Source organism: Mycobacterium sp. E1747 (assembly GCF_001667775.1).
GTDB lineage: Bacteria > Actinomycetota > Actinomycetes > Mycobacteriales > Mycobacteriaceae > Mycobacterium.
In genome coordinates, this window is record NZ_LZJI01000140.1 from 1 (window position 1) to 21,302 (window position 21,302).

16 protein-coding genes and 1 pseudogene are annotated in these 21,302 nt (G+C 68.0%); 4 read left to right on the top strand and 13 right to left on the bottom strand.

Annotation, left to right across the window (positions count from 1 at the left end; genetic code table 11):
• Window positions 1–66: 66 nt before the first annotated feature.
• The 4 genes and pseudogenes from A5695_RS13725 to A5695_RS13740 all read right to left on the bottom strand — a co-directional run.
• Window positions 67–771: pseudogene (locus tag A5695_RS13725) on the bottom strand (type I glyceraldehyde-3-phosphate dehydrogenase); the annotation flags it as partial.
• Between the two features lie 112 nt (window positions 772–883).
• Window positions 884–2,311: an NAD(P)/FAD-dependent oxidoreductase gene (locus tag A5695_RS13730; RefSeq protein WP_068082542.1), complete on the bottom strand. Its 1,428-nt coding sequence runs from the start codon at window positions 2,309–2,311 to the stop codon at window positions 884–886.
• Entirely contained in the window at window positions 2,308–4,098 is a 1,791-nt protein-coding gene (locus tag A5695_RS13735) for a DUF3556 domain-containing protein (RefSeq protein ID WP_068082545.1), read from the bottom strand. The genes A5695_RS13730 and A5695_RS13735 overlap by 4 nt, the downstream gene beginning before the upstream one ends.
• Window positions 4,099–4,239: 141 nt before the next feature.
• Window positions 4,240–4,698 (bottom strand): hypothetical protein, encoded by a 459-nt coding sequence (locus A5695_RS13740; RefSeq protein ID WP_068082548.1) that lies wholly within the window; start codon window positions 4,696–4,698, stop codon window positions 4,240–4,242.
• A 262-nt stretch (window positions 4,699–4,960) separates the two neighbouring features.
• Between A5695_RS13740 and A5695_RS13745 the strand changes: the two genes are divergently transcribed.
• The 4 genes from A5695_RS13745 to A5695_RS13760 all read left to right on the top strand — a co-directional run bounded on the left by A5695_RS13745 (window position 4,961) and on the right by A5695_RS13760 (window position 9,605).
• Entirely contained in the window at window positions 4,961–5,701 is a 741-nt protein-coding gene (locus A5695_RS13745; protein ID WP_231974819.1) for a lysophospholipid acyltransferase family protein, read from the top strand.
• 24 nt (window positions 5,702–5,725) lie between these two features.
• Window positions 5,726–7,333: an acyl-CoA ligase FadD12 gene (gene fadD12, locus A5695_RS13750; RefSeq protein WP_156749625.1), complete on the top strand. Its 1,608-nt coding sequence runs from the start codon at window positions 5,726–5,728 to the stop codon at window positions 7,331–7,333.
• Window positions 7,333–8,595, top strand: a complete 1,263-nt coding sequence (locus tag A5695_RS13755) for an alpha/beta hydrolase (RefSeq protein ID WP_068082553.1) — start codon at window positions 7,333–7,335, stop codon at window positions 8,593–8,595. The genes fadD12 and A5695_RS13755 overlap by 1 nt, the downstream gene beginning before the upstream one ends.
• A gap of 164 nt (window positions 8,596–8,759) precedes the next feature.
• On the top strand, window positions 8,760–9,605 hold the full coding sequence (locus A5695_RS13760; RefSeq protein ID WP_068082555.1) for a DUF559 domain-containing protein: 846 nt from the start codon (window positions 8,760–8,762) through the stop codon (window positions 9,603–9,605).
• Between the two features lie 67 nt (window positions 9,606–9,672).
• On the opposite strand, the gene A5695_RS13765 is transcribed toward A5695_RS13760, so the two are convergent.
• From A5695_RS13765 to uvrC, 9 genes are all read right to left on the bottom strand, one after another.
• Window positions 9,673–11,064: a wax ester/triacylglycerol synthase family O-acyltransferase gene (locus A5695_RS13765; RefSeq protein ID WP_068082558.1), complete on the bottom strand. Its 1,392-nt coding sequence runs from the start codon at window positions 11,062–11,064 to the stop codon at window positions 9,673–9,675.
• Window positions 11,065–11,294: 230 nt separating this feature from the next.
• Entirely contained in the window at window positions 11,295–12,308 is a 1,014-nt protein-coding gene (locus tag A5695_RS13770) for a PPE family protein (protein ID WP_231974817.1), read from the bottom strand.
• 92 nt (window positions 12,309–12,400) lie between these two features.
• Window positions 12,401–12,742, bottom strand: a complete 342-nt coding sequence (locus A5695_RS13775) for a DUF732 domain-containing protein (RefSeq protein WP_068082621.1) — start codon at window positions 12,740–12,742, stop codon at window positions 12,401–12,403.
• A 96-nt stretch (window positions 12,743–12,838) separates the two neighbouring features.
• Window positions 12,839–14,200, bottom strand: coding sequence for a PPE family protein (locus A5695_RS13780; RefSeq protein WP_068082561.1), 1,362 nt, complete (start codon window positions 14,198–14,200; stop codon window positions 12,839–12,841).
• A gap of 14 nt (window positions 14,201–14,214) precedes the next feature.
• Entirely contained in the window at window positions 14,215–15,474 is a 1,260-nt protein-coding gene (locus A5695_RS13785) for a PPE family protein (protein ID WP_068082624.1), read from the bottom strand.
• A gap of 868 nt (window positions 15,475–16,342) precedes the next feature.
• Window positions 16,343–17,320, bottom strand: a complete 978-nt coding sequence (gene whiA, locus A5695_RS13790) for a DNA-binding protein WhiA (protein ID WP_068082630.1) — start codon at window positions 17,318–17,320, stop codon at window positions 16,343–16,345.
• Complete coding sequence (gene yvcK, locus A5695_RS13795; protein WP_068082566.1) at window positions 17,317–18,393, bottom strand: uridine diphosphate-N-acetylglucosamine-binding protein YvcK; 1,077 nt, start codon at window positions 18,391–18,393, stop codon at window positions 17,317–17,319. Before yvcK ends, whiA begins: the two co-directional genes overlap by 4 nt.
• Window positions 18,390–19,307 carry an RNase adapter RapZ gene (gene rapZ, locus A5695_RS13800; protein WP_068082568.1) on the bottom strand — a complete coding sequence of 306 codons (918 nt, stop codon included), beginning with the start codon at window positions 19,305–19,307 and terminating at the stop codon, window positions 18,390–18,392. Before rapZ ends, yvcK begins: the two co-directional genes overlap by 4 nt.
• A complete protein-coding gene (gene uvrC, locus A5695_RS13805) occupies window positions 19,304–21,259 on the bottom strand; it encodes an excinuclease ABC subunit UvrC (RefSeq protein WP_068082574.1) in 1,956 nt (651 codons plus the stop codon). Before uvrC ends, rapZ begins: the two co-directional genes overlap by 4 nt.
• Window positions 21,260–21,302 lie beyond the last annotated feature (43 nt).

A 21,302-nucleotide genomic window follows, 5' to 3' on the forward strand; every position in this document is an offset into this window, starting at 1 on the left:
CTCAAGGGCAAGCTCGACGGCTATGCGCTGCGGGTGCCGATCCCCACCGGCTCGGTGACCGATTTGACCGTCGAGCTTGCCCTTGAGCTCGGGCATCACCAGGCCGATGGCCTTGGCCGCACCGGTGGAGGTCGGCACGATGTTCAGCGCCGCGGCGCGCGCCCGGCGCAGGTCCTTGTGCGGCCCGTCCTGCAGGTTCTGGTCCTGGGTGTAGGCGTGCACGGTGGTCATCAGGCCCTTGACGATGCCGAACTCGTCCTGCAGCACCTTGGTGACCGGCGCCAGACAGTTCGTGGTGCACGAGGCGTTGGAGATGATGTTCTGGCTGCCGTCGTACTTGTCGTCGTTGACGCCCAGCACGATCGTGATGTCCTCGTCGGTGGCCGGCGCGGAGATGATCACCTTCTTGGCCCCGGCCTCCAAGTGGCCCTTGGCCTTGGCCGCGTTGGTGAAGATGCCGGTGGACTCCACCACCACGTCGACGCCCAGCTCGCCCCAGGGCAACGCCGCCGGGCCCTCTTTGACCTCCAACGCCTTGATCGTGGCGCTGCCCACGACGATCGTGTCCTCACCGTCGAGGCTGACGTCGTAGGGCAGCCGGCCCAGGATGGAGTCGAACTTCAGCAGATGCGCCAACGTGGCGTTGTCGGTGAGGTCGTTGACCGCCACCACCTCGATGTCGGCGCCGCCCTGCTCCTGCTGGGCCAGCAGGGCCCGATAGAAGTTGCGTCCGATTCGACCGAAGCCGTTGATGCCTACTCGGACCGTCACTGATCTCTCCCTGTCTTCTGATGTCTGTAGAGTTCGCTGAATACGCGCTCGTGGTCAGCCTAGATGAGCGACATGGGCGCTTGCCTCCCCGGTTCCCGCGGATCGTGTGACGTCAGTCGCGGCGCATCTTCCGCAGCCACCTCAGCGCCGACTCGGCGGCGTGATAGCCGCACAGGCCATGGATGCCGGCGCCCGGAGGGGTGGACTGCGAACACAGGTAGACCCCCGGCACCCCGATCGCGTAGGGGTCGACGGCGATGCGCGGACGGAAGATGACCTGCAGCTTGTCGTTGGCACCGCCGATGATGTCGCCGCCGATGAAGTTGGCGTTGTAGGCCTGCAGTTCGGCGGTCCCCTTGCTGACCGTGACCAGGACGCGGTCGCGAAAACCGGGGGCGAATCGCTCGATCTGGGCGACCACGGCGGCGGTGGCGTCGCCGTCATAGCCGAACGGCACGTGCGCGTACGCCCAGATCGGGTTGACGTTGCCCGCCGAGCGGGACGGGTCGGCTCGGTACTGCTGGCCGAGCAGCACGAAGGGGCGGTCGGTCATCTTGCCCTGCGCGCGCTGGCGTTCGGTGTCGGCCGTCTCGGCGAACGTGCCGCCGAGGTGCACCGTGCCGGCCCGGGCGCAGTCGGGGTTGGTCCACGGGATGTCGCCCTCAATGGCGAAGTCGACCTTGAACGCCGACGAGCCCTCGCGGTAGCGGCGGTACGACCGCCGAATCCGGCCCGGCATCGCGTCGCCGTAGATGGCGAGGGCCGCCGCCGGGCTGAGGTCGAGCATCACGATGTCGGCGTCGGGAATGTCCTTGCGGCTCGCGACGGTCACCCCGGTGGCCACCGAGCCGCCGTGCGCCTGTAGGACGGCCGCAAGCGCTCGGCTGATCGACCCTGATCCCCCTTCGGCGACGGGCCAGCCGTAGCGGTGCCCGCTGGCCAGGATCATCAAGCCGAGCGATGCGGTCAGCGGGCGATCCAACCGGGTGTAGACGTGGGCGGCGGCGCCGCCGAACAAGGCGCGCGCCTGCTCGGTGCGGAACCAGCGGGCCATGGTGGTGGCCGGCAACAACGCGCGCGGCCCGAAGGCGGCCAGGCGAAGCGGGTGGCGCGGGATGCCCAGCACCGGGCCGAGCAGATCCTCGGCCAGCTCGTCGAATCCCGCCGCCAAGTCGCCGATCGCCCGTCTCCAGCGCGAGCCGTCGGGTCCCATGCGGGCCACCGTCTCCTCGATCGAGTGGTGGAGCACGCCGGCGCTGCCGTCGTCGAGCGGGTGGGCGCAGTCGATCTCCGGCCACTTCCACCGCAGCCCGTAGCGCTGCAGGTCGATTTGCTTCCACAGCGGCGAACCGACGCCCAGGGGGTGAAACGCCGAGCAGTGGTCGTGGATGACGCCGGGCATCGTCAGTTCGCCCGAGCGCGCTCCCCCGCCCACGGTGTCGCGCGCCTCGAGCACCTGGACGTCGAGGCCGTGCCGAGCGAGGTGGATCGCCGCGGCCAGACCGTTGGGGCCGGCACCCACCACCACCGCTTTGGTCATGGGGCGTTGCACCGGGTCGTCCCCGGCGAAGCCGGGCCGTCGCCGCGAGCGATCACATGCACGGGCAACTCGTCACCGGGCACCGGCCACGGCTGGCGGGCGAGCATGTCCTCGACGTTGACATAGCCTTCCTCGATCAGTCCAGCCTTGGCGTCGAAGATGCGGTACCACTGCTTCTGGATGTGGATGGGTTGTCCCTCGAGGACGATCACCCGCACGTCGCCGTCGGAGAAGTGGCAACGGCGCTGCACGGCTTCGAGCAGCTGCTCGTTGTGCAGATGACCCTCTCCGAAGTTCCAGCCGACGAGCGGACCGGCGACGATTTCGCCCTCGCGGATCTTGTAATTGGCTTCGTCGGCCTCTCCCCCCAAGGCGCGAGGTACCAGGGCGTTGAGCGCGCGGCCGTGCACGTGCATGGCCCGGAAGGCGGCGGTCTTGTCCGCCATGATCTCCGCGGTCTCGGGGTCGTATAGGCGGGCCAGCTGGTTGATGACGAGGGCGGAGCTCTTGACGATCTCGGCGTCGACCCTTTCCTCCGCACCCGTGCGGAAGCACCACACGCTGGACGCCCAGTTGCCGGCGTAATACCTCATCGCGGGAAGAAACGAAATCTTTTGGGGGAACATGTTTCCCGCGATCACTAATGCCGCCGCGGCGACGACGAGGGCCCACAGCAGCGGCGAACGCAGGTCGGTGGCCTGGATCGAGGCGTAGTGGCCGAACAGATAGAACAGCGAGAAGATGAAGAAGACGTTCCACTCCAGCGGAACGCCCATCGGGAGGTTGGAAATGATGTTGAGGTGGAAGATCACCATGAATCCGATCAGAAACCACCGCCACGGGTGATCGCCGGCGAAGAAGACCAGCACCGCCGGAACCACGAATTCGGCTGTGGTGCCGCCGACGTGGGCCATCATCTTCGGCAACCAGGTGGGACGCAGGTCGTTGATGTGGTCGCGGTACAGCATGCGCTTGAGCGGGTTGAACAGTTTGGGCCGCAGCAGCGCGTTGTTGCTCGTCATCACCGACACCACATACGGAAAGTGGTGGTTGAGCTTGGATGTTGCGGCGCCCCACCACAACAACAGCATGATGAGCTTGTATGCCGCGATCTGATCGCTGAACGGGAAGAAGAACACGAACAGCTTGAGCCAGTAGTGCTCGCCGCGAGCGGCCAGGAATATGGTCTTGTCGCGCAGGCCCAGTACCGCCAGCGCGACGATCGTCGGGATGACGCGGACGGGGTCGATCAGGCCGACGTCGCCGGCCGTGGTGACCGGCCCGCCGTAGCCGGGCGACAGCAGCGCCCACACCCCGCCGGCCAAAACGATTGCGTATAGCGCAACGTCGACGACGGTGCGTCTGTCACCGGCGGTGAACGGCACCTTCCCAGGCCACGCCGGCAGCCGAATCGTGTTGGGCCGCAACCAGTACAAGATTCCGCCGATGGGCGGCATGAACCGGCCAGTCAGCGGGCCGGACCCACAACCCAGACCCATCACCTCGAACAGCAACGTGAAGACGATGACCTTCTGATAGATGATCGGCTGCGTCCACCAGTCGGCGATACGGCCGAGCCCGCCAAGGCCCGGGGTCAGCGAGATGATCGCAGCGGGGAGGGCGATGTACAGGGCCATCTTGATCACGTACAGCAGATACACGGCATACGGTGTCCCGAAGCCGTGTTCCGCCCAGTGCCGCGTCACGACCTGCAGTCGGACGGCCCGGGGCAGTGTGGGCCAGGTCTTGCGATCGACGTCGGGAAGGTCAAGGGTAAGAAATCCCATGAGCCGCCTCGTTCGGTGTCGGAGGAAACCAGTTGGCCCGTCAAATGTATCGGCACCACGGTACGGGTGTGGCCGATTCGGCCGGCTCAGCCCGCCGACGGTATCTCGAGGAACGTAAAGCGCTGCGCGGTAAGCGAATTGCTACCGGACGGCGGAGTGGGGCCGCGGGGAAAGGGCGGGCTGCTCGGCCAGGGCCCGGCGGGCGAAGCGGCTACGCAACCGCTCGAGCATGCCGTCGAGATTGTCGCGATCCTGTTCCTCGATCCGCGCCATGCGCCGAAGGTGGCAGACTGCATCCACGTCGCCGCCCGCTTGGGCGGTCACGATCGCCTTCTGGTAGCCGTCGAGCCGCTGCTCGATGAGCCTGCGATTCTGGGAGAGCACCCGCATGAAGTAGTCGGCCTGGCGTTGGTCGGCCGCGTCGGGCGCGGCCGGACCGGCGTCCCCGGCCGGCCGCTCGATGGCCGGTGCCGACGGCCCGGAACCCGTCGGCTCGGGGCGGGCCACACCGGCGTGGGGCCGGCGGACCGGGTGGTGACGGGAGCCGATCCTGCGGGTGCCCCGGGCGCTGCGCTCTGAAGACAAGCCGGCAACGTCCATCGGGCTCCCGTTTCTCCGAAGATTTCACTGAAGGCGTCGTAACAATAGCGCCCGCGCCTCGCCGGCACCATATCCGCAGAAGGGCAAAGAGATAAACACGATGACGGCCGGCGCGCCCTGGTCGCTACCATCGAGGAATTCGACGCGGCTCTTCAGACCCGAGGCAGCCTCGCGGGAGCGTCAAGGGAGGAACGTGACCGACGACGATCACCCCGATGTCGGCGACATCGGCAAATTCGACCCCGTCTTGACCCAGCGCCTGATGGGCGTGATGCGCCCGGCGCTGAAGACCTACTTCCGGTCCGAGGTGCACGGCCTCGGTTCCTTCCCGCCCGGCGGTGCGCTGGTGGTGGGAAACCATTCGGGCGGCATGTTCCCGATGGACGTCCCGATCTTCACCGTCCATTTCTACGAGAAGTTCGGCTACGACCGGCCGGTTTACACCCTGAGCCACGACATCCTGATGACCGGCCCCACCGGGGAGTTCTTCCGGCGCACCGGATACATCCGGGCCAACCCGGAGAACGCGGCCGAAGCCCTGCGCTCGGGTGGCGTTGTGATCGTCTTCCCGGGCGGCGACTACGACGCGTACCGGCCCACGCTCGCGGAGAACGTCATCGACTTCAACGGCCGCAAGGGCTACGTCAGGACGGCGATCGAGGCCGGCGTTCCGATCGTGCCCGCGGTGTCCATCGGTGGACAGGAGACCCAGCTTTACCTGACGCGCGGCACCTGGCTGGCCGAGCGACTCGGCATCAAACGCCTGCTGCGCAGCGCCATCCTGCCGCTGTCGTTCGGCTTCCCGTTCGGCTTCAGCGCGGTGATCCCGCCCAACCTGCCGCTACCCACCAAGATCGTGACGCAGGTGCTCGAGCCGATCGACATCGCCTCGCAATTCGGTGACGACCCCGACGTCGACGAGGTCGACGAGCACGTGCGGTCGGTGATGCAGCAGGCCCTCAAGGGCCTCGCCGCCAAGCGGCGTTTCCCGATCCTGGGCTGACCCGTGGCGTCTCCTTTGAGTCCTATCAGCCACGCCCTCGGCGTGATCTCCACATTGCGCCGCGCCGGCATGATCGCGCCGATGCGACCCGACCGCTACCTGAAGATCGCCTCGGCCATGCGCCGCGAGGGGCTGGGAATGACGGTGGGCTTTGCCAGTGCGGCGCAACGCTGCCCGGACCGGCCGGGCCTGATCGACGAACTCGGCACGCTGACCTGGCGGCAGCTCGACGAGCGCATCAACGCCCTGGCCGCCGCGCTGCAGGACTTGCCCGCCGGCCAACCCAAGGTCGTCGGGATCATGTGCCGCAACCACCGCGGCTTCGTCGAGTCCGTGGTGGCCGTCAACCGGCTCGGCTCCGACGTCGTGCTGCTGAACACGTCGTTCGCCGGCCCCGCGCTCGCCGAGGTGGTCAACCGCGAAGGCGTCGACGCGGTCATCTACGACGAGGAGTTCGCCGAGACGGTGGACCGGGCGCTGGCCGACAAACCGGACGCCACCCGCGTCGTAGCGTGGACCGACGGCGACCACGAACTGACCGTCGAGAAGCTCATCACCGATCACGGCGGCCGACAGCCCGAACGCTCCGGCCGCAAGGGCAGGATGATCCTGCTCACCTCCGGCACCACCGGAACACCTAAGGGCGCCAACCAAACTGGCGGCAACGCCGGCATCGGCACGCTCAAGGCCATCTTGGACCGCACGCCGTGGCGGGCCGAGGAGACCGTCGTGGTCGTGGCGCCGATGTTCCACGCCTGGGGCTTTTCGCAGTTGATCTTCGCGGCGTCGATGGCGTGCACGGTCGTGACTCGGCGCAAGTTCGACCCCGAGGCGACGCTGGACCTGATCGACCGGCACCAGGCGACCGGCCTGGCGGTGGTTCCGGTGATGTTCGACCGCATCATGGAGCTGCCGCCCGAGGTCCGAAAGCGGTACAGCTGCAAGTCATTGCGCTTCGCCGCGGCGTCGGGCTCGCGGATGCGTCCCGATGTCGTCACCGCTTTCATGGATGAATTCGGCGACGTGATCTACAACAACTACAACGCCACCGAGGCCGGCATGATCGCCACCGCCACCCCGACGGACCTGCGCGCGGCGCCCGACACTGCCGGCCGGCCGGCGGGTGGGACCGAAATCCGGATCCTGGACGGCGAATTCAACGAGCTGCCGGCCGGGGAGGTCGGCACCATCTACGTCCGCAACGACACCCAGTTCGAGGGCTACACCTCCGGAACCACTAAGGACTTCCACGCCGGGTTCATGTCGTCGGGCGACGTCGGCTATCTGGATGAGGCCGGCCGCCTGTTCGTCGTCGGCCGCGACGACGAGATGATCGTCTCCGGCGGCGAGAACGTCTACCCGATCGAGGTGGAAAAGATCCTGGCGGCACACGACGACGTGGCCGAGGCCGCGGTGATCGGCGTCGACGACGAACAGTACGGGCAGCGCCTGGCGGCGTTCGTCGTGCTGAGCGCAGGCGCCCGAGCCACCCCCGAGACCCTTAAACAACACGTCCGGGAAAACCTGGCCAACTACAAGGTGCCTCGCGAAATCACCGTGGTCGACGAACTCCCCCGCGGCAGCACCGGCAAGATCTTGCGCAACGAACTGCAGTCCCGGGTCAACGGCTGATGCGCCGATTCGTACGCCCCCGGCCGCTGACGCGCGCCGCGCTGGAGTTGGCCAACGCCGCCAACGGATTACGGCCGCTTGCGCGCAAGGGTTACAGCACCGTGCTGGTGTTCTGGTTCGGTTGGCCGACGTCGGAGGTGCCGGGCGTCTACTTCACCGTCTCCCTGGTGGATGCCCTGCGGCGTGCGCGGCGCGGACATTTCGCGGGACGACGCGGCAAGGCGGCGCTGGCCATGACGGCCGCGTCGTGGGCCATCCTGGGGGTGATCCGCTACCGCGGCGTCACGACCCCGGGCCCGGTGCTCGAGGCGGGCCTGCGCGAGCAGCTCGGCCACGACTACGAAGAGGCGCTGGGCAAGCTGCCGCACGCCGAACCCACGCGCAGTGGGCGGCGCAGCCTGCCGCTGGGCAACACCGTGGCGCGCCGGCGGTACGTCGAGAAGACGAACGTGGTGTCTTACGGCCCCAATGGCCGCGCCAACCTGGCCGACATCTGGCGCCGCCGCGACCTGCCGCGCGACGCCAAGGCACCGGTGCTGCTGCAGGTTCCGGGCGGCGCCTGGATGATCGGGATGCGCCGGCCGCAGGCCTACCCGCTGATGAGCCACCTGGCCGCCCGCGGCTGGGTGTGCGTGTCCATCGGCTATCGCGTCTCCCCCCGCCACACCTGGCCCGACCACATCGTCGACGTCAAACGTGCGCTGGCATGGGTCAAGGAGAACATCGCGGACTATGGCGGTGACCCCGACTTCGTCGCTGTCACCGGCGGTTCCGCGGGCGGGCACCTGTGCGCGCTGGCGGCGCTGACCCCCAACGACCCCACATTCCAGCCGGGGTTCGAAGACGCCGACACGTCGGTGGCGGCCGCCGTCCCGATCTACGGCCGCTACGACTGGTTCTCCACCGAGGGTGAGGGGCGGCCCGAATTCGTCTCTCTGCTCGAAAAGTTCGTGGTGAACCGGGATTACGACTCACACCGAGACGTCTACGTCGAAGCCTCGCCGATCCGGCGGCTGCGGGCCGACGCCCCACCGTTCTTCGTCCTGCACGGCTGCGACGATTCGCTGATCCCCGTCGGCGAGGCCCAGGAGTTCATCGAGGAACTGCGCGCGGTGTCGAAGTCCCCGGTCGCCTATGCCGAATTGCCCAACGCGCAGCACGCTTTCGACATCTTCAGCTCCCCGCGAGCGCATCGGTCCGCGGAGGCCGTAGCCCGGTTCTTGTCGTGGGTGTACGCGACGAACCCGCCCGATCGCGACTAGATCGTCACGCCAGCGTCACCGCGCCGAGCGTCACGCCAGCGTCACCGCGCCGAGCGTCACGCCAGCGTGGCTCCGGGGCGCGAGCGTCACGCCAGCGTGGCGGGCTGTGGATAGTCGGGCCGCACTGACCTGACGTTCGTTGCGGTTTGTGCGACGCTGCCGCGATGGCGGAGCCCTTCATCGGCAGCGAGGCAGTCTCGAATGGAGAAGTCGTCAAGAGCGCGTTGCGCACGCACTACCGGAAGTTGTTCCGCGACGTCTATGTCGACCCTGGCGCCGAGCTCACCCCGCTGATCCGAGCCCGCGCAGGATGGCTGTGGTCGCGTCGGCGAGGCATTGTCGCGGGAGTGTCGGCTGCCGCCGTGCATGGGGCCCGGTGGGTGGACGCCACGGCGCCGCTCGAGATTCTCCATTGCAACAGAAACCCGTTGCCGGGGCTGCGGATTCACAGTGATCGCCTACAAGACGACGAATTCGCACTGATCGACGGTGTGCCCGTAACGACGCCGGCACGGACTGCTATGGACCTGGGATGCTGGCATCCGATGAACGACGCTGTGGCCCTGCTCGACGACCTGCTTCGCGCAACGAACTGCAAGGTGACTGAGGTCGAGTTGCTCGCCGAGCGATACGGGGGGCGGCGCGGCATCCGGTCGGCGCGCAATGCGCTCGATCTTGCTGACGCCGGCGCGCAGTCACCGAAGGAAACGTGGCTGCGACTGTTGCTGATCCAAGCGGGGCTGCCCCGACCGCAAACGCAGATCCCGGTCAGTGACGAGTTCGGCGACCTGACGTACTACCTCGATATGGGTTGGGAGCATCTCAAGGTCGCAGCCGAGTACGACGGTGAGCAACACCGTCGGGATCGCTGGCAATACACGTGGGACATCAGGCGGCGCGAAACGCTCGAGCGCCTGGGCTGGAGCGTCATTCGCGTAGTGGCTGGGGACCGCCCCGCCGACATCGTCGGCCGGGTACGAGCCGCGTTGGCCACGCGGGCGGCACGCTAGCGTGACGCTCGCTTGCGGCAGTCACGCTGGCGTGACGCTCGAGGAGGACATTCGATGGTTCCCCCGCTCACTCCCGCGTGGCCGCCTTCTCCAGTTCGGTGAGCGCCGGCTCGATGCGGTCGGCCATGTCGTCGATGTCGTTGGCCACTTCGGGTGTGGTCACGAAGCCGAAATCGAGATAGTCGGTGTAGGAGAAGCAGGTGACGTTCAGCGCGACGTCCATGACGGGTGGACCGAGCGGCACCAGCGAATCCAGCCTGGCGCCGGCCATGTACAACGGGAACGGCGGACCTGGAACGTTGGATACAACCAGGTTGATGGGGGCCAAGTTTCGCGACAGTCCGCTGGCCGTATAGGCCCGCGCGGCCAGCCCCAGCAGCCCCGGCGGCGTGGTCTCGGTCAGCCCCATGATCTGGTGCGCCGACAACGCCTTGGCCATCAGCTTGGCGTTCTGAGTGCTTTCGTGGATGGCCCGCAGCCGCTCGGCGGGGTCCTCGATGTCGGTGGCCAGCGACACGGTCATCGAACTCACCTGGTTGCCGACATCATCCTTGTTGTCGTCGGTGCGGGTGGAGACGGGGATCTGGGCGATCAGCGGTTTGGCGGGCAGTTCGCCCCGCTCCTGCAGATACTCGCGGGCCGCGCCGGCCACCAGCGCCAGCACGACGTCGTTGAGCTTGACGCCGTAGGCGTCCTTGACGGCCTTGGCCCGGTCCAGCTCCACGCGGCAGCCGGTGATCCGCCGGTGCGGCGACACAGGCGCATTGAACCGGGTCTTGGGCGCTTCGAAGTAGCGCGGCGGCCGGTCGCTGCTCACGCCCAGCGCGGCGATTTGCTGGCGCACAGTCTGCTCCACCAGTCGGGCGATGCGAAAGGGCGTCTTGACTCCGACGTTGATGAGTGCGCCCACCGCCCGCCGCTCGATGCCCGGAATCCGGTTACCCACCAGCGATCCCACCGTTTCCTGTTGCGGCGGTCGCGGTTCCGGTGTGACGTCCAGGAGGATTTCGCCCAGCCCGGCTCCCGAGACGCCGTCGACGATGGCGTGGTGCATCTTGGTCAGCGACGCGGTCCGGCCGCCTTCGACGCCCTCGATCACCCACATCTCCCACAGCGGCCGGGCACGGTCCAGCTTGTAGGACATCAACCGGCCCACCAGCTCCTCGAGCTCGCGCCGGCCGCCCGGCGCCGGGACGGCGATGTGCCGGATGTGGAAGTCGGGGTCCAGGTCCTCGTCCTCGACGAACCATGGCCGGTCCAGCCCGAGCGGCGCACCGGTGACCCGCCATCGCAGCTGCGGCAGTTCCGGCAACCGTTCGATGATCAGTTCGCGCAGCCGCTGGAAGCTGTATTCCGGCGCGTCCTTCGGGTCGCAAATCGCGAGCGCACCCACATGCATGTGCCAGCCCGCAGTCTCGGCCGACCAAAACGCCGCATCAACACTCGAGAGCCGTTTCATCCCCTGACCGTAGCCCTCCGCACCCCGCCGCGACCAGCAATGGCAAACAAACCACCCGCCGGCTCTGCCGAGGAGGCGTCCGCCTGGTCGCCAGGTCGTCGCGACCCCTACGCCGTTGGGACAGGTCCCGAGGACCCCGTCGCGCAAAGGGGTGGACGCACACGGCGAGTCGGCCGGCGAGCACCGTCGGCCGGAAACCTTCGCGCGGCACTTCATCGGCCGTGGATGGCTCACTGGCTTCTATCGACGGGCCTCGCTTGCGGACCCGGCCACACGGAGCTTGGCATCGATCGAGTCCAAGCCCTGGGAACCGACAAGGCCCCGACCGCTGTGCGGCCACCAACGCTCACCCGGGGCACTGCGTCATCCGTGCCGGCCACGGTAACGCGCCGTGACCGCACGACCGTCGCCCTCTGCAGGGCGGCGGTCTTGTTGAGGGAACTCAGGTGGTTGAGGGCGAGGTCCAGCGGCGCCGACAGTGAACTCAACTTTGAGAGGGCGGCGGCTATCGGCAGCAGGGCCACGTCGACGGAGGCCAGCGGCGAGGAGGATAGCGCATCGAGCGCTTCGGAGATGGTCGAGATCACTTGACCCCCAGTCGCTATGACTTCCGGCGCCACTGTCAGCCGCCATCGACGGGCCGGTTCGGCGACGGCCGCATCGTGTCTCGCTGTCCCGCACAGACGAGCGAAGGGCGGGAGCGAACTGAAGGGTGCCAGCCTGATGGCGGCCGAGGCGCGGGCGTAGGCAAACATAGCGGCGGCGTCTTGAGCCCACATCCGATCGTAGTCAGCGTCGGCCTCGGCGATGGCCGGACTCAGCTGGCCCAGGCGGTTCGTCGCGGCCAACCAGATCCGCCGCAGCCGGTTGGCAATGATCACACCAGGCGCCACCACCGCCGCAAGTGTCGAACCGTAAGCGCTTGCGGCCGCCTCGGCCTGGCTGGCCGTCTGCCGGGCCTGCGCAGCAGTGCCGTCGAGCCACACTGAACAGGCCGTGAGGAATTGGGTTATCGCCGTTGCCGAAGCGCTCTGTTCCGCAGAATCCAGCTCGGAGATCACCGCCCGGTAATTCAGTGCCATGTCACTGAGTTGGTCGCCCAGCGCACCCCACGCCTTGGCGGCTTCCATCATCGATTCAGCACCGGGTCCCGAATGCATTCGACCGGAATTGGTCTCCGGCGCCACGGCACCGAAATCCATCACGGGCTCCAACTCAACGGTGGGCGACTTGCGTTGCGACATCGGGCTTTTCTCTGCGGCGGGGAAACAAGCTTGGGTGCTTAGCGGCCGCGACTCATGCTGCGGCACTGGATTCTCCGTGGTTCGGCCACCGCCTAGCTCTTCGCGGAACCGTCGAGTTGCCGCGGGCAAAACGACTTCGCTGATATCGTCGCGAACTGGGCGGCACCGTTGGTCGTCAACGCGGGGTTGTTGTCCCGCAAGTCATTGAGGAGCTGAAGGCCGGATACTCCGCGAGAGATCAGGCCGCACACCGCCTTTCCGGCGGCGACGGCTTGATCGGGGTCCGCGAAACTGATCCCCACCCTGTGCAGATCAGCGATGAAGACCTCGTTGTTCTCGTCGGTCGCGGCTTCGTCCTCCCCGGGGACGGCATGCGCGGGCGCCGCGGCAACGATGCCCAGTAACACACCGAAAAGCGCTAACCGCAGTTTCATCAGTCCTCCTTCGAGGCGAATTGTCACAATGGTGTTTCCCGCGAACACGAGGCTGGGCTCGCGATCGCGGCGCGACAATTGTTGTGTTCCAGCCATTTACCCCAACTTGGATTCGGCGCCGCCGATCGCGACCTCCGCGCCGTCCGTCACGTGCACGGCGTGCACGCCCGGCGTGGTTCTGAGTTTGGCGACCAGGTCATCGAGGCCGGCCTCGTCGACGTTCCAGTGCTGAACTTGGTCGGGCATCTCCTGCAGCTGGGCGATGATGCGGTCGAGCTTGACCGGTGCGGCGCGCCGCTCGACGGCGCCGATGCGAGTCTGCTGGATGCCGGGTGAGCTCACCACCCGCGCCGCTGGGCCGCCCAGCGCGCCGCCCGCCAGGCTGCCCAACGTCGCCTCGTTGACCAGGCCGGGGAACTCCGTCGCCGCGGCCGCGGCCACGCTGGTGCCTGGCAGGGCAGCCAGCCGGATCGCCGGGGCGGCGGTCGCCCAGCCGGGCGGCACCGAAAGCTTCCCCACCGTCGGCGCGTTGCCCAGCACCGCCGACACCGGCTTGGCCGCTACCCCGGCAGCAATGTGGCCCGGCGACGCCAGACCGGCGCCCAGCGAGGTTTTCGACATGGCGGCGCTCCACGGCGCATAGATGAAGAAGTTCTTCCACTGCGACACACCCAGGCTGATGCTGGCGTTGGCGACGTTGGTCCACGTTGCCTGCGTGCCGATTTGGGAAATGCTGGAATACAACGTTTCCCACAAGGGCGCCACGTCCGGGCTCCCCGTAACTCCCCCGATCAGCTGCTGCCAGAACTTGGTGTATTGGCCGGTGAGCGAGGTGAGGTAGTCCTCGATCTGCTTCAACCAGGACGACAACGACGTCGGCTGCGCGGCGGCCGCGGCGGCCGCCTGGGCCGCCGGCCCGGCGTCGTTGGTGGTGGCCGGCGCCTCCTCGAAGGGGGTCAGGTCACCGGCCGATTCCGACGCGCCGGCGTAATTGAACATGGCGGCGACATCTTGGGCCCACATCTGGGCGTACTCGTCTTCGGTCGCCGCGATCGCGGCGTCGTTCTGCCCCAGGAGGTTCGTCTGCAACAGTTCGGCCAACTCGATGCGGTTCGCGACGACCAGCTGCGGCGGGACCGTCGCCGCCAGCGCGGCCTCGTAGGCGGCGGCCGCGGCCCGGGCCTGGGCGCCGGTCTCCTCGGCTTGACCCGCGGTGGTCGACATCCACACCAGATAGGGTGCTACCGCCGCGGCCATCGACTCCGACGACGGACCCTGCCACGACTCGCCGACCAGCTCCGAGATCACCGTGCCGTAAGAGGCAGCGGTGGCGTGTAACTCGGCGGCCAGCGTGTCCCAGGCCGCGGCCGCGGCCAACAGCGGCCCGGCGCCGGGGCCCGCGTAGATCTGGGTGGAGATCACCTCCGGTGGCAGCGTTGCGAAATCGCTGAAAACCATTGCCGCACCCTTTCTTATTTAGCGTTCGGCGGGATCACGATGACCGTGGACGTGGTCGCGATGTCGTCGACGGCGACGGCACCCGGCACGCGAACGGTCGACCCCGCGACCGCGCGAGTGGCGGTGTCCCCCATGGCACGTCCGGCCAGGCTCGACAGGGCCGTCGGGCCGAACATCCCTTGTTGGCCGTTCACGGCCATCGCGGGAGCGGCTTCCACCATCGTCTCCGGCAGCTCGCTCGCCACCGTTCGGATCGCGGGAACGGCAGACGCCCAATTCGCCGGGACCGACAACGACCCGACCAGCCCGGCCTGGCCGGTCGCGGCCGAAACCGAACTCGTACCGGACAGCGCTGTAGCGCCGGTCAGCAGGTCGCTGCGCAGCAGCGGCGCAAGGACCCCGGTGAGCGCTTTGGGGTGCAGGAGGGGCCCGATACCTTGGATGCCCGTCCCCACGCTCGGGATGCTGAGGGCGATCTGATACCAATTCTTCGCCAGGTTGGCCACCCCGAGCGGGGTGTAGGGCCCGGAGATCGTGCCCATGACGCTGTTGAAGGTTTTCAAGATCCCGGTGATGTCCGTCAGGCCCAGCGGCAGACCGGCCGCCGGGGTCGTCACCGCATTCGCGCTCACCGCGATGCTTTGCACCCCGGCCTGCGAAACCGCCTCCGAGAGCGCAGATTCCACCCGAGAGCCGGTCGACGATGCGAGCGCGGAGGCCACCGCGGCCGACTGGTCGGCCTCGCCGCTGCCATCGGTGGTCGCCGATGGCGCAGTGAACGGGGTGAGCCGGGTCGCCGCCGCCGACGAGGCGGCATAGGCATACATGGCCCCCGCATCCTGGGCCCACATCTCGGCGTACTGCGCCTCGGTGGCCGCGATCGCCGGGGTGTTCTGACCCAGGATGTTGGTCGCGATCAGCGAGGCGAGCAAGGCCCGGTTGGCCGCGATCACCGGGGGCGGGACGGTGGCCGCGAAGACGGCTTCATAGGCGGCCGCCGCCGCCTTGGCTTGTACGGCGGTCTGCTCGACCTGCACGGCGGTGCCGTCCAGCCACGCGAGGTAGGTCGTCGCCGCGGTCGCCATCGCCGTCGATGCGGGTCCGCGCCAGAGGGTTCTCAGTTCCGAGATTGTGGAGCCGTAGGACTCTGCGGCCGAATGCAATTCGGCTGCCAAACCGTCCCAGGCAGCCGCGGCCGCCAGCAACGGCGCCGGCCCCGGGCCCGAATAGATCCTGCCGGAGTTGATCTCCGGCGGTAACGCCCCGAAATCCATGCCTTCCTCCGCCTCCGGCCGTGTCACCGCCGGCCCCGTGCTTGCGTCCGCCGACAAGCCGAACGACATCGAGCCCCTGCATGCCGCCGCCAAAGCTGAGATACGAGTTTGCTGGCAGCGGACAACTCCTTGCAGACAGGACACTAGCCAGCCGCGACCAAACCGCCTTCCGCGAAGCGCGGCCGCGGCGGGTGCCGTCGCAGCTTCCCGAGACGCGGACCGGTCCTCAGTGGCTCGGCAAACAAAAAGGCGATAAACCTCTCTACCTCGCGCTAATCGGACGAGGCGGCGGGATGAATAGTTGGTGAAAAGACGGGGACAGTGCCCGTTGACCGCTATCCAGAGAATAAAAATCTCGCGATCATAAATTGCGATCGCGTCGATTGAGGCCCTCTGCCAGATGTCCCCAACGGTCTCGGCACCCAGGGATGACCTGGCCATGGCTTGTGCCTGACCGCACCGGATTCGCGGCACGCGGGTGACATGCGCTCACCGCTTACGGGACGTGGGCCCGTGCCGAAACTCATATAATCCTCACAGAATATATGTCTGTTCTATGAATTCACCAGGTCGAGAACCGTCGTTTCAGCGGAGCTGGCCGGCGGCAATCGCGGCTTAATGCCCGAAATGCTTCATCGGATGTCGCCGTAAGGTGAATTCTATGAATTACATGATTTATTTGAATTGAGTGTGGAATGCAGGCCGGCAATGCCGGCCCCCAGATCGTTGGTACGAATCAAGCGTTGCCGGCGCCATCACTCAGCGCTCGAACGTGGCTTGCCAGGAGCGTGGCGGCAGTTAGCTCATCGTCGCGCCCACGCAACGCGGGGACCTCGGCCACCCAGCGACGCGCCTGACGCCAGCCGGGCTACGCGTCTTCCAGCAGATCGGGCGTGACCGCCGATTCGGTGTCCGGGATGCCCTCGATCTTCGCCTTGCGGTCGGCCATCGACAGCAGCCGCCGAATACGGCCCGCCACAGCGTCTTTCGTCATCGGCGGGTCGGCGAGCCGGCCGAGCTCCTCCAGCGAGGCCTGCCGGTGCTCGACCCGCAGCTTGCCGGCCGAGGCCAGGTGGTCGGGGACCGTGTCGCCGAGGATCTCGAGTGCGCGTTCCACCCGGGCGGCCGCCGCGACCGCGGCCCGCGCCGAGCGGCGCAGGTTGGCGTCGTCGAAGTTGGCGAGGCGGTTGGCCGTCGCCCGTACCTCGCGGCGCATCCGGCGCTCCTCCCAGATCAGCCGGGTGTCCTGGGCCCCCATCCGGGTCAGTAACGCGCCGATCGCCTCGCCGTCACGCACCACCACGCGGTCGGCGCCGCGCACCTCGCGGGCCTTCGCGCTGACCCCGAGGCGGCGCGCAGCGCCCACCAACGCCAGCGCGGCCTCCGGACCGGGGCAGCTGACCTCCAAAGCCGACGACCGTCCGGGCTCGGTCAGCGACCCGTGCGCCAGGAAGGCTCCGCGCCAGGCGGCCTCGGCGTCGGCGACGCTGCCGCCCACGACCTGGGCGGGCAGACCACGAACCGGCCGGCCGCGGTTGTCCAGCAGGCCGGTTTGGCGGGCCAATGCCTCGCCGTCGTTGGCCACCCGCAGCACGTAACGGGTGGTCTTGCGAATGCCGCTGGCCGACAACACATGCACGACCGCGTTGTAGCCGTAGAGGTCGAAGATGTCCTTGCGCAGACGCCGCGCGACGTTGCCCAGGTCCACCTCGGCCTCGACGACCACCCGGCCGCCGACGATGTGCAACCCGCCGGCGAACCTGAGCAGCGACGTGACTTCCGCGCGGCGGGCGCTGACCGACTTCACGACCAGGCGGCTCAGCTCGTCCTTGACTTCGGTCGTCATCGCCACGCGTCGTCACTCCTTGGTCCGCTGCCAGCCGGTCCGCTCCCACCGCGCTGTGGACTTGCACCGTCGACCCGAATATCCCCGTTGGCCGTGACCGGAGGCGCTCCCGGAGCCTTGTGAGCCGCCCGGACCCCGTCCAGGGCCGCCGCGAGTTTGCCCGGATCATGTAAAGGTGTACCAGGTCGGGCCACATCGGCGAAGTGGACCTCGGCTTGGAGCAGCATCGCGGTGCGGCGCAGGTGCTCGCGCTCCCGTTCGCCGGGCACCCGTTCGGCGTCGATGATGATGTCGTGCACGGTGAATCCCGGTGCGTGCTGGGCCAACACGTGCAGATGACGCTCGACGGAGAAGCCCGCCGTCTCCCCCGGCTCGGCGACCAGATTCAGCACCAGCGCCCGACGGGCGGTGGTGGCCTGCAGCGCGGCCGCCAGCCCCGGTACCAGGACGTGCGGGATCACGCTGGTGAACCACGAGCCGGGACCCAACACCACCAGGTCGGCGGCCATGATGGCGTCGACGGCCTGCCGGGTCGCCGGTGGGTCGGACGGCAGCAGCCGCACCCGGCGGACCTTGCCCGGTGTGGTGGCGATCGCCACCTGGCCCCGAATGAGCCGGAAGATCCGTGGGTCGGTCTCCAGGCCGGACACGTCGGCCTCGATCTCCAGGGCGATCGGGCACATCGGCAGCACCCGGCCCTTGACGCCCAGGATGCGGCCCAGCTCGTCGAGGGCGGCCACCGGATCGGCGAGCACCTCGGACAGCCCGGCGAGCAGCAGGTTGCCGATGGGGTGTCCGGCCAGCGCCCCGTTGCCGCCGAAGCGGTGCTGCAGGATGGTGGCCCACAGCCGCCCGTGGGGGCTGTCAGATGCCAGGGCCGCCAACGCCATTCGCAGGTCACCCGGCGGCACCACATCCAGTTCGCTACGCAGCCGCCCGGACGAACCACCGTCGTCGGCGACGGTCACCACGGCGGTCACGTGCGGGGTGAGCCGGCGGGCCGCGGACAGCGTCGCGTACAGGCCGTGTCCGCCGCCCAGCGCGACGATGCCGTGATTGGCCGTCCCGCTCATTCGCGGCCCAGATCCCGGTGCAGCACCCGCACCGACAGTGCAGGATTGGCCTTCAACAGCCCCATCAGCGCCTCGGCGATCGCGACGCTGCGGTGCTTGCCGCCGGTGCAGCCGATCGCCACCGTCATGTAGCGCTTGCCCTCCCGGCGGTAGCCGTCGACGACCAGGGACAGCACCCGGTGATAGGCGTCGAGGAAGTCCGCGGCGCCGGGCTGGCTCAGCACGTATTCACTCACCGCGGGGTCCTGGCCAGTGAGCGGGCGCAGCTCATCGACCCAGTGCGGATTGGGCAGGAACCGCACGTCCATCACCATGTCGGCGTCCATCGGCAGGCCGTATTTGAAGCCGAACGATTCGACGGTGACGCTGATCGACGTGCCGGCATCGCCGCCGAACGCGCGCTCGATGCTCTCCCGCAACCCGCGCACGGACAGGGTCGACGTGTCGATGATCAGGTCGGCCGTGGCGCGCACTTGCGCCAGCATCCGCCGCTCCGCGGCGATGCCCTCGGCCAGCGTCTGGTCGCCCTGCAGCGGGTGGCTGCGGCGGTTCTGCTCGTAGCGGCGCACCAGCATGTCGTCGGAGGCCTCCATGAACACCACGCGCGGGGTGATGTTGCGGGTGGCCAACTCGTTGCGCACCTCGTCGAGGTCGCCGGTGAAGCCGCGCGACCGCACGTCCATCACCACCGCCAGCCGGGTGATTCGGGAGCCGGCGTCCATGCCGAAATCCACCATCCGCGTGATCAGCTGGGGCGGGAGGTTGTCGGCGACGTACCAGCCCAGGTCTTCGAGCACCTTCGCCGCTGTACCCCGTCCGGCGCCGGATAATCCGGTCACCAGAACGACGTCGATACCGGCCTCGCCTTCCGGGCGGGCCTCCATCGGGTGGCCCTCCGCCACTTCACCCGTCATCCGGCTTCTCCGGGTTCCTCCGGTCGCAGCGCCTCCAGAACGGCGGTGGCGGTGGCCACACCGATACCGGGAACGGCCGTGATCTGGTCGACGGTGGCCTCCTTGAGGCGGGCTATGGATCCGAAATGGGTTACCAGCGCCTTGCGGCGATGCTCCCCCAATCCTGGCACCGAATCCAGCGCTGAGGCGGTCATTCGCTTAGATCTCTTGCTGCGATGGTAGGTGATGGCGAACCGATGCGCCTCGTCGCGAATCCGTTGCAGTAGATAGAGCCCTTCGCTGTTGCGCGGCATGATGACGGGGTCGGGCTCGGACGGCACCCAGATCTCTTCCAGCCGTTTAGCCAAACCGATCACCGCAACGTCGGTGATGCCGAGGTCTTCGAGCACGGCGCTGGCCGCGTTGACCTGCGGCGCGCCGCCGTCGACGACGTAGAGGTTGGGCGGATAGGCGAACCGGCGCGACTTCCCTTCAGCGGAAAGCATATTCGGGTCGTTCTGTTCGCTGAGATGCCGCGCGAACCGGCGGCGGGTCACCTCGGCGATCGAGGCAACATCGTCGGAGCGTCCCTGCCCGGCGGCCTCCCGGATGCCGAAGTGGCGGTAATCGGACTTGCGCGGCAGGCCGTCTTCGAACACCACCAACGAGCCGACCACGTCGGTGCCCTGCACGTGGCTGATGTCGACGCATTCGATGCGCAGCGGCGCTTCGGCCAGCCCCAGTGCATCCTGAATGTTCTGCAGCGCAGCCGATCTGGCATTGAAGTCACCGGCCCGTTTCAGCTTGTGTTGCTGCAGAGCCTCTTTGGCGTTACGTTGGACCGTTTCGGCCAGAGCCCGTTTGTCGCCGCGGCGCGGCACCCGCAGCGCGACCCGGGAGCCGCGCAGGCCGGACAGCCAGCTGGCCAGTTCGTCGGAGTTGGACGGCAGGCAGGGCACCAGCACCTCGCGCGGCACCGGGTTGGCCGCTTCGTCGGCCCCTTGGTTGTCCTGACCACCCAGTTCGGCCTGCTCGCCGTAGAACTGCGTCAGGAACTGCTCGACGAGCTGCTCTTCGCCGGAATCACCCGCCTCCGCGGACTTTTCGACGATCCAGCCGCGCTGGCCGCGCACCCGGCCGCCGCGGACGTGGAACACCTGGACCGCCGCCTCCAGCTCGTCGTCGGCGAAGGCCACCACGTCGGCGTCGGTGCCGTCGCCGAGCACCACGGCCTGCTTCTCCATCGCGCGCTTGAGCGCGCCCAGGTCGTCCCGCAGACGCGCGGCCCGCTCGAAGTCGAGTTCGTCGGAGGCGGCGTGCATCCGCTGTTCCAATTCGCGAGCGAAGCGGTCGGTCTTGCCGGACAGGAAGTCGCAGAAGTCGTCGACGATCTGGCGGTGCTGCTCGGCGCTGACCCGCCCGATACAGGGCGCCGAACATTTGTCGATGTAGCCCAGCAGGCACGGGCGGTCGATCTGCTTGTGCCGCTTGAACACACCGGCCGAACACGTGCGGGCCGGGAAGACGCGGGTGAGCAGGTCCAGCGTTTCCCGGATCGCCCAGGCGTGGGAGTAGGGCCCGAAATAGCGGACGCCCTTGCGGCGCGGGCCGCGATAGACCATCAGCCGCGGAAACTCCTCGTTGAGGGTGACGGCCAGCACCGGGTACGACTTGTCGTCGCGGTAGCGCACGTTGAAGCGCGGATCGAACTCTTTGATCCAGTTGTATTCGAGCTGCAGCGCCTCGACTTCGGTGTTGACTACCGTCCACTCGACCTTGGCGGCGGTGGTCACCATCTGCCGGGTTCGCGGGTGCAGCCCGGCGACGTCGGCGAAGTAGGACGTCAGCCTGCTGCGCAGGCTCTTGGCCTTGCCGACGTAGATGACTCGCCCGTGCGCGTCCCGAAATCGGTAGACGCCCGGTTCGACCGGGATGGACCCGGGCGGGGGACGGTACGTGGCGGGATCTGGCACTCATTCAGGCTAGTAGCCGCCGGGGGCATGCCGGCCCCTCGGG

Bases quoted from the DNA above. Each gene is read 5' to 3' on its own strand.
- A5695_RS13730 (WP_068082542.1), bottom strand. From the start codon at position 2,311: ATGACCAAAGCGGTGGTGGTGGGTGCCGGCCCCAACGGTCTGGCCGCG.
- A5695_RS13735 (WP_068082545.1), bottom strand. From the start codon at position 4,098: ATGGGATTTCTTACCCTTGACCTTCCCGACGTCGATCGCAAGACCTGG.
- A5695_RS13740 (WP_068082548.1), bottom strand. From the start codon at position 4,698: ATGGACGTTGCCGGCTTGTCTTCAGAGCGCAGCGCCCGGGGCACCCGC.
- A5695_RS13745 (WP_231974819.1), top strand. From the start codon at position 4,961: ATGGGCGTGATGCGCCCGGCGCTGAAGACCTACTTCCGGTCCGAGGTG.
- A5695_RS13755 (WP_068082553.1), top strand. From the start codon at position 7,333: ATGCGCCGATTCGTACGCCCCCGGCCGCTGACGCGCGCCGCGCTGGAG.
- A5695_RS13760 (WP_068082555.1), top strand. From the start codon at position 8,760: ATGGCGGAGCCCTTCATCGGCAGCGAGGCAGTCTCGAATGGAGAAGTC.
- A5695_RS13765 (WP_068082558.1), bottom strand. From the start codon at position 11,064: ATGAAACGGCTCTCGAGTGTTGATGCGGCGTTTTGGTCGGCCGAGACT.
- A5695_RS13770 (WP_231974817.1), bottom strand. From the start codon at position 12,308: ATGTCGCAACGCAAGTCGCCCACCGTTGAGTTGGAGCCCGTGATGGAT.
- A5695_RS13775 (WP_068082621.1), bottom strand. From the start codon at position 12,742: ATGAAACTGCGGTTAGCGCTTTTCGGTGTGTTACTGGGCATCGTTGCC.
- A5695_RS13780 (WP_068082561.1), bottom strand. From the start codon at position 14,200: ATGGTTTTCAGCGATTTCGCAACGCTGCCACCGGAGGTGATCTCCACC.
- A5695_RS13785 (WP_068082624.1), bottom strand. From the start codon at position 15,474: ATGGATTTCGGGGCGTTACCGCCGGAGATCAACTCCGGCAGGATCTAT.
- whiA (WP_068082630.1), bottom strand. From the start codon at position 17,320: ATGACGACCGAAGTCAAGGACGAGCTGAGCCGCCTGGTCGTGAAGTCG.
- yvcK (WP_068082566.1), bottom strand. From the start codon at position 18,393: ATGAGCGGGACGGCCAATCACGGCATCGTCGCGCTGGGCGGCGGACAC.
- rapZ (WP_068082568.1), bottom strand. From the start codon at position 19,307: ATGACGGGTGAAGTGGCGGAGGGCCACCCGATGGAGGCCCGCCCGGAA.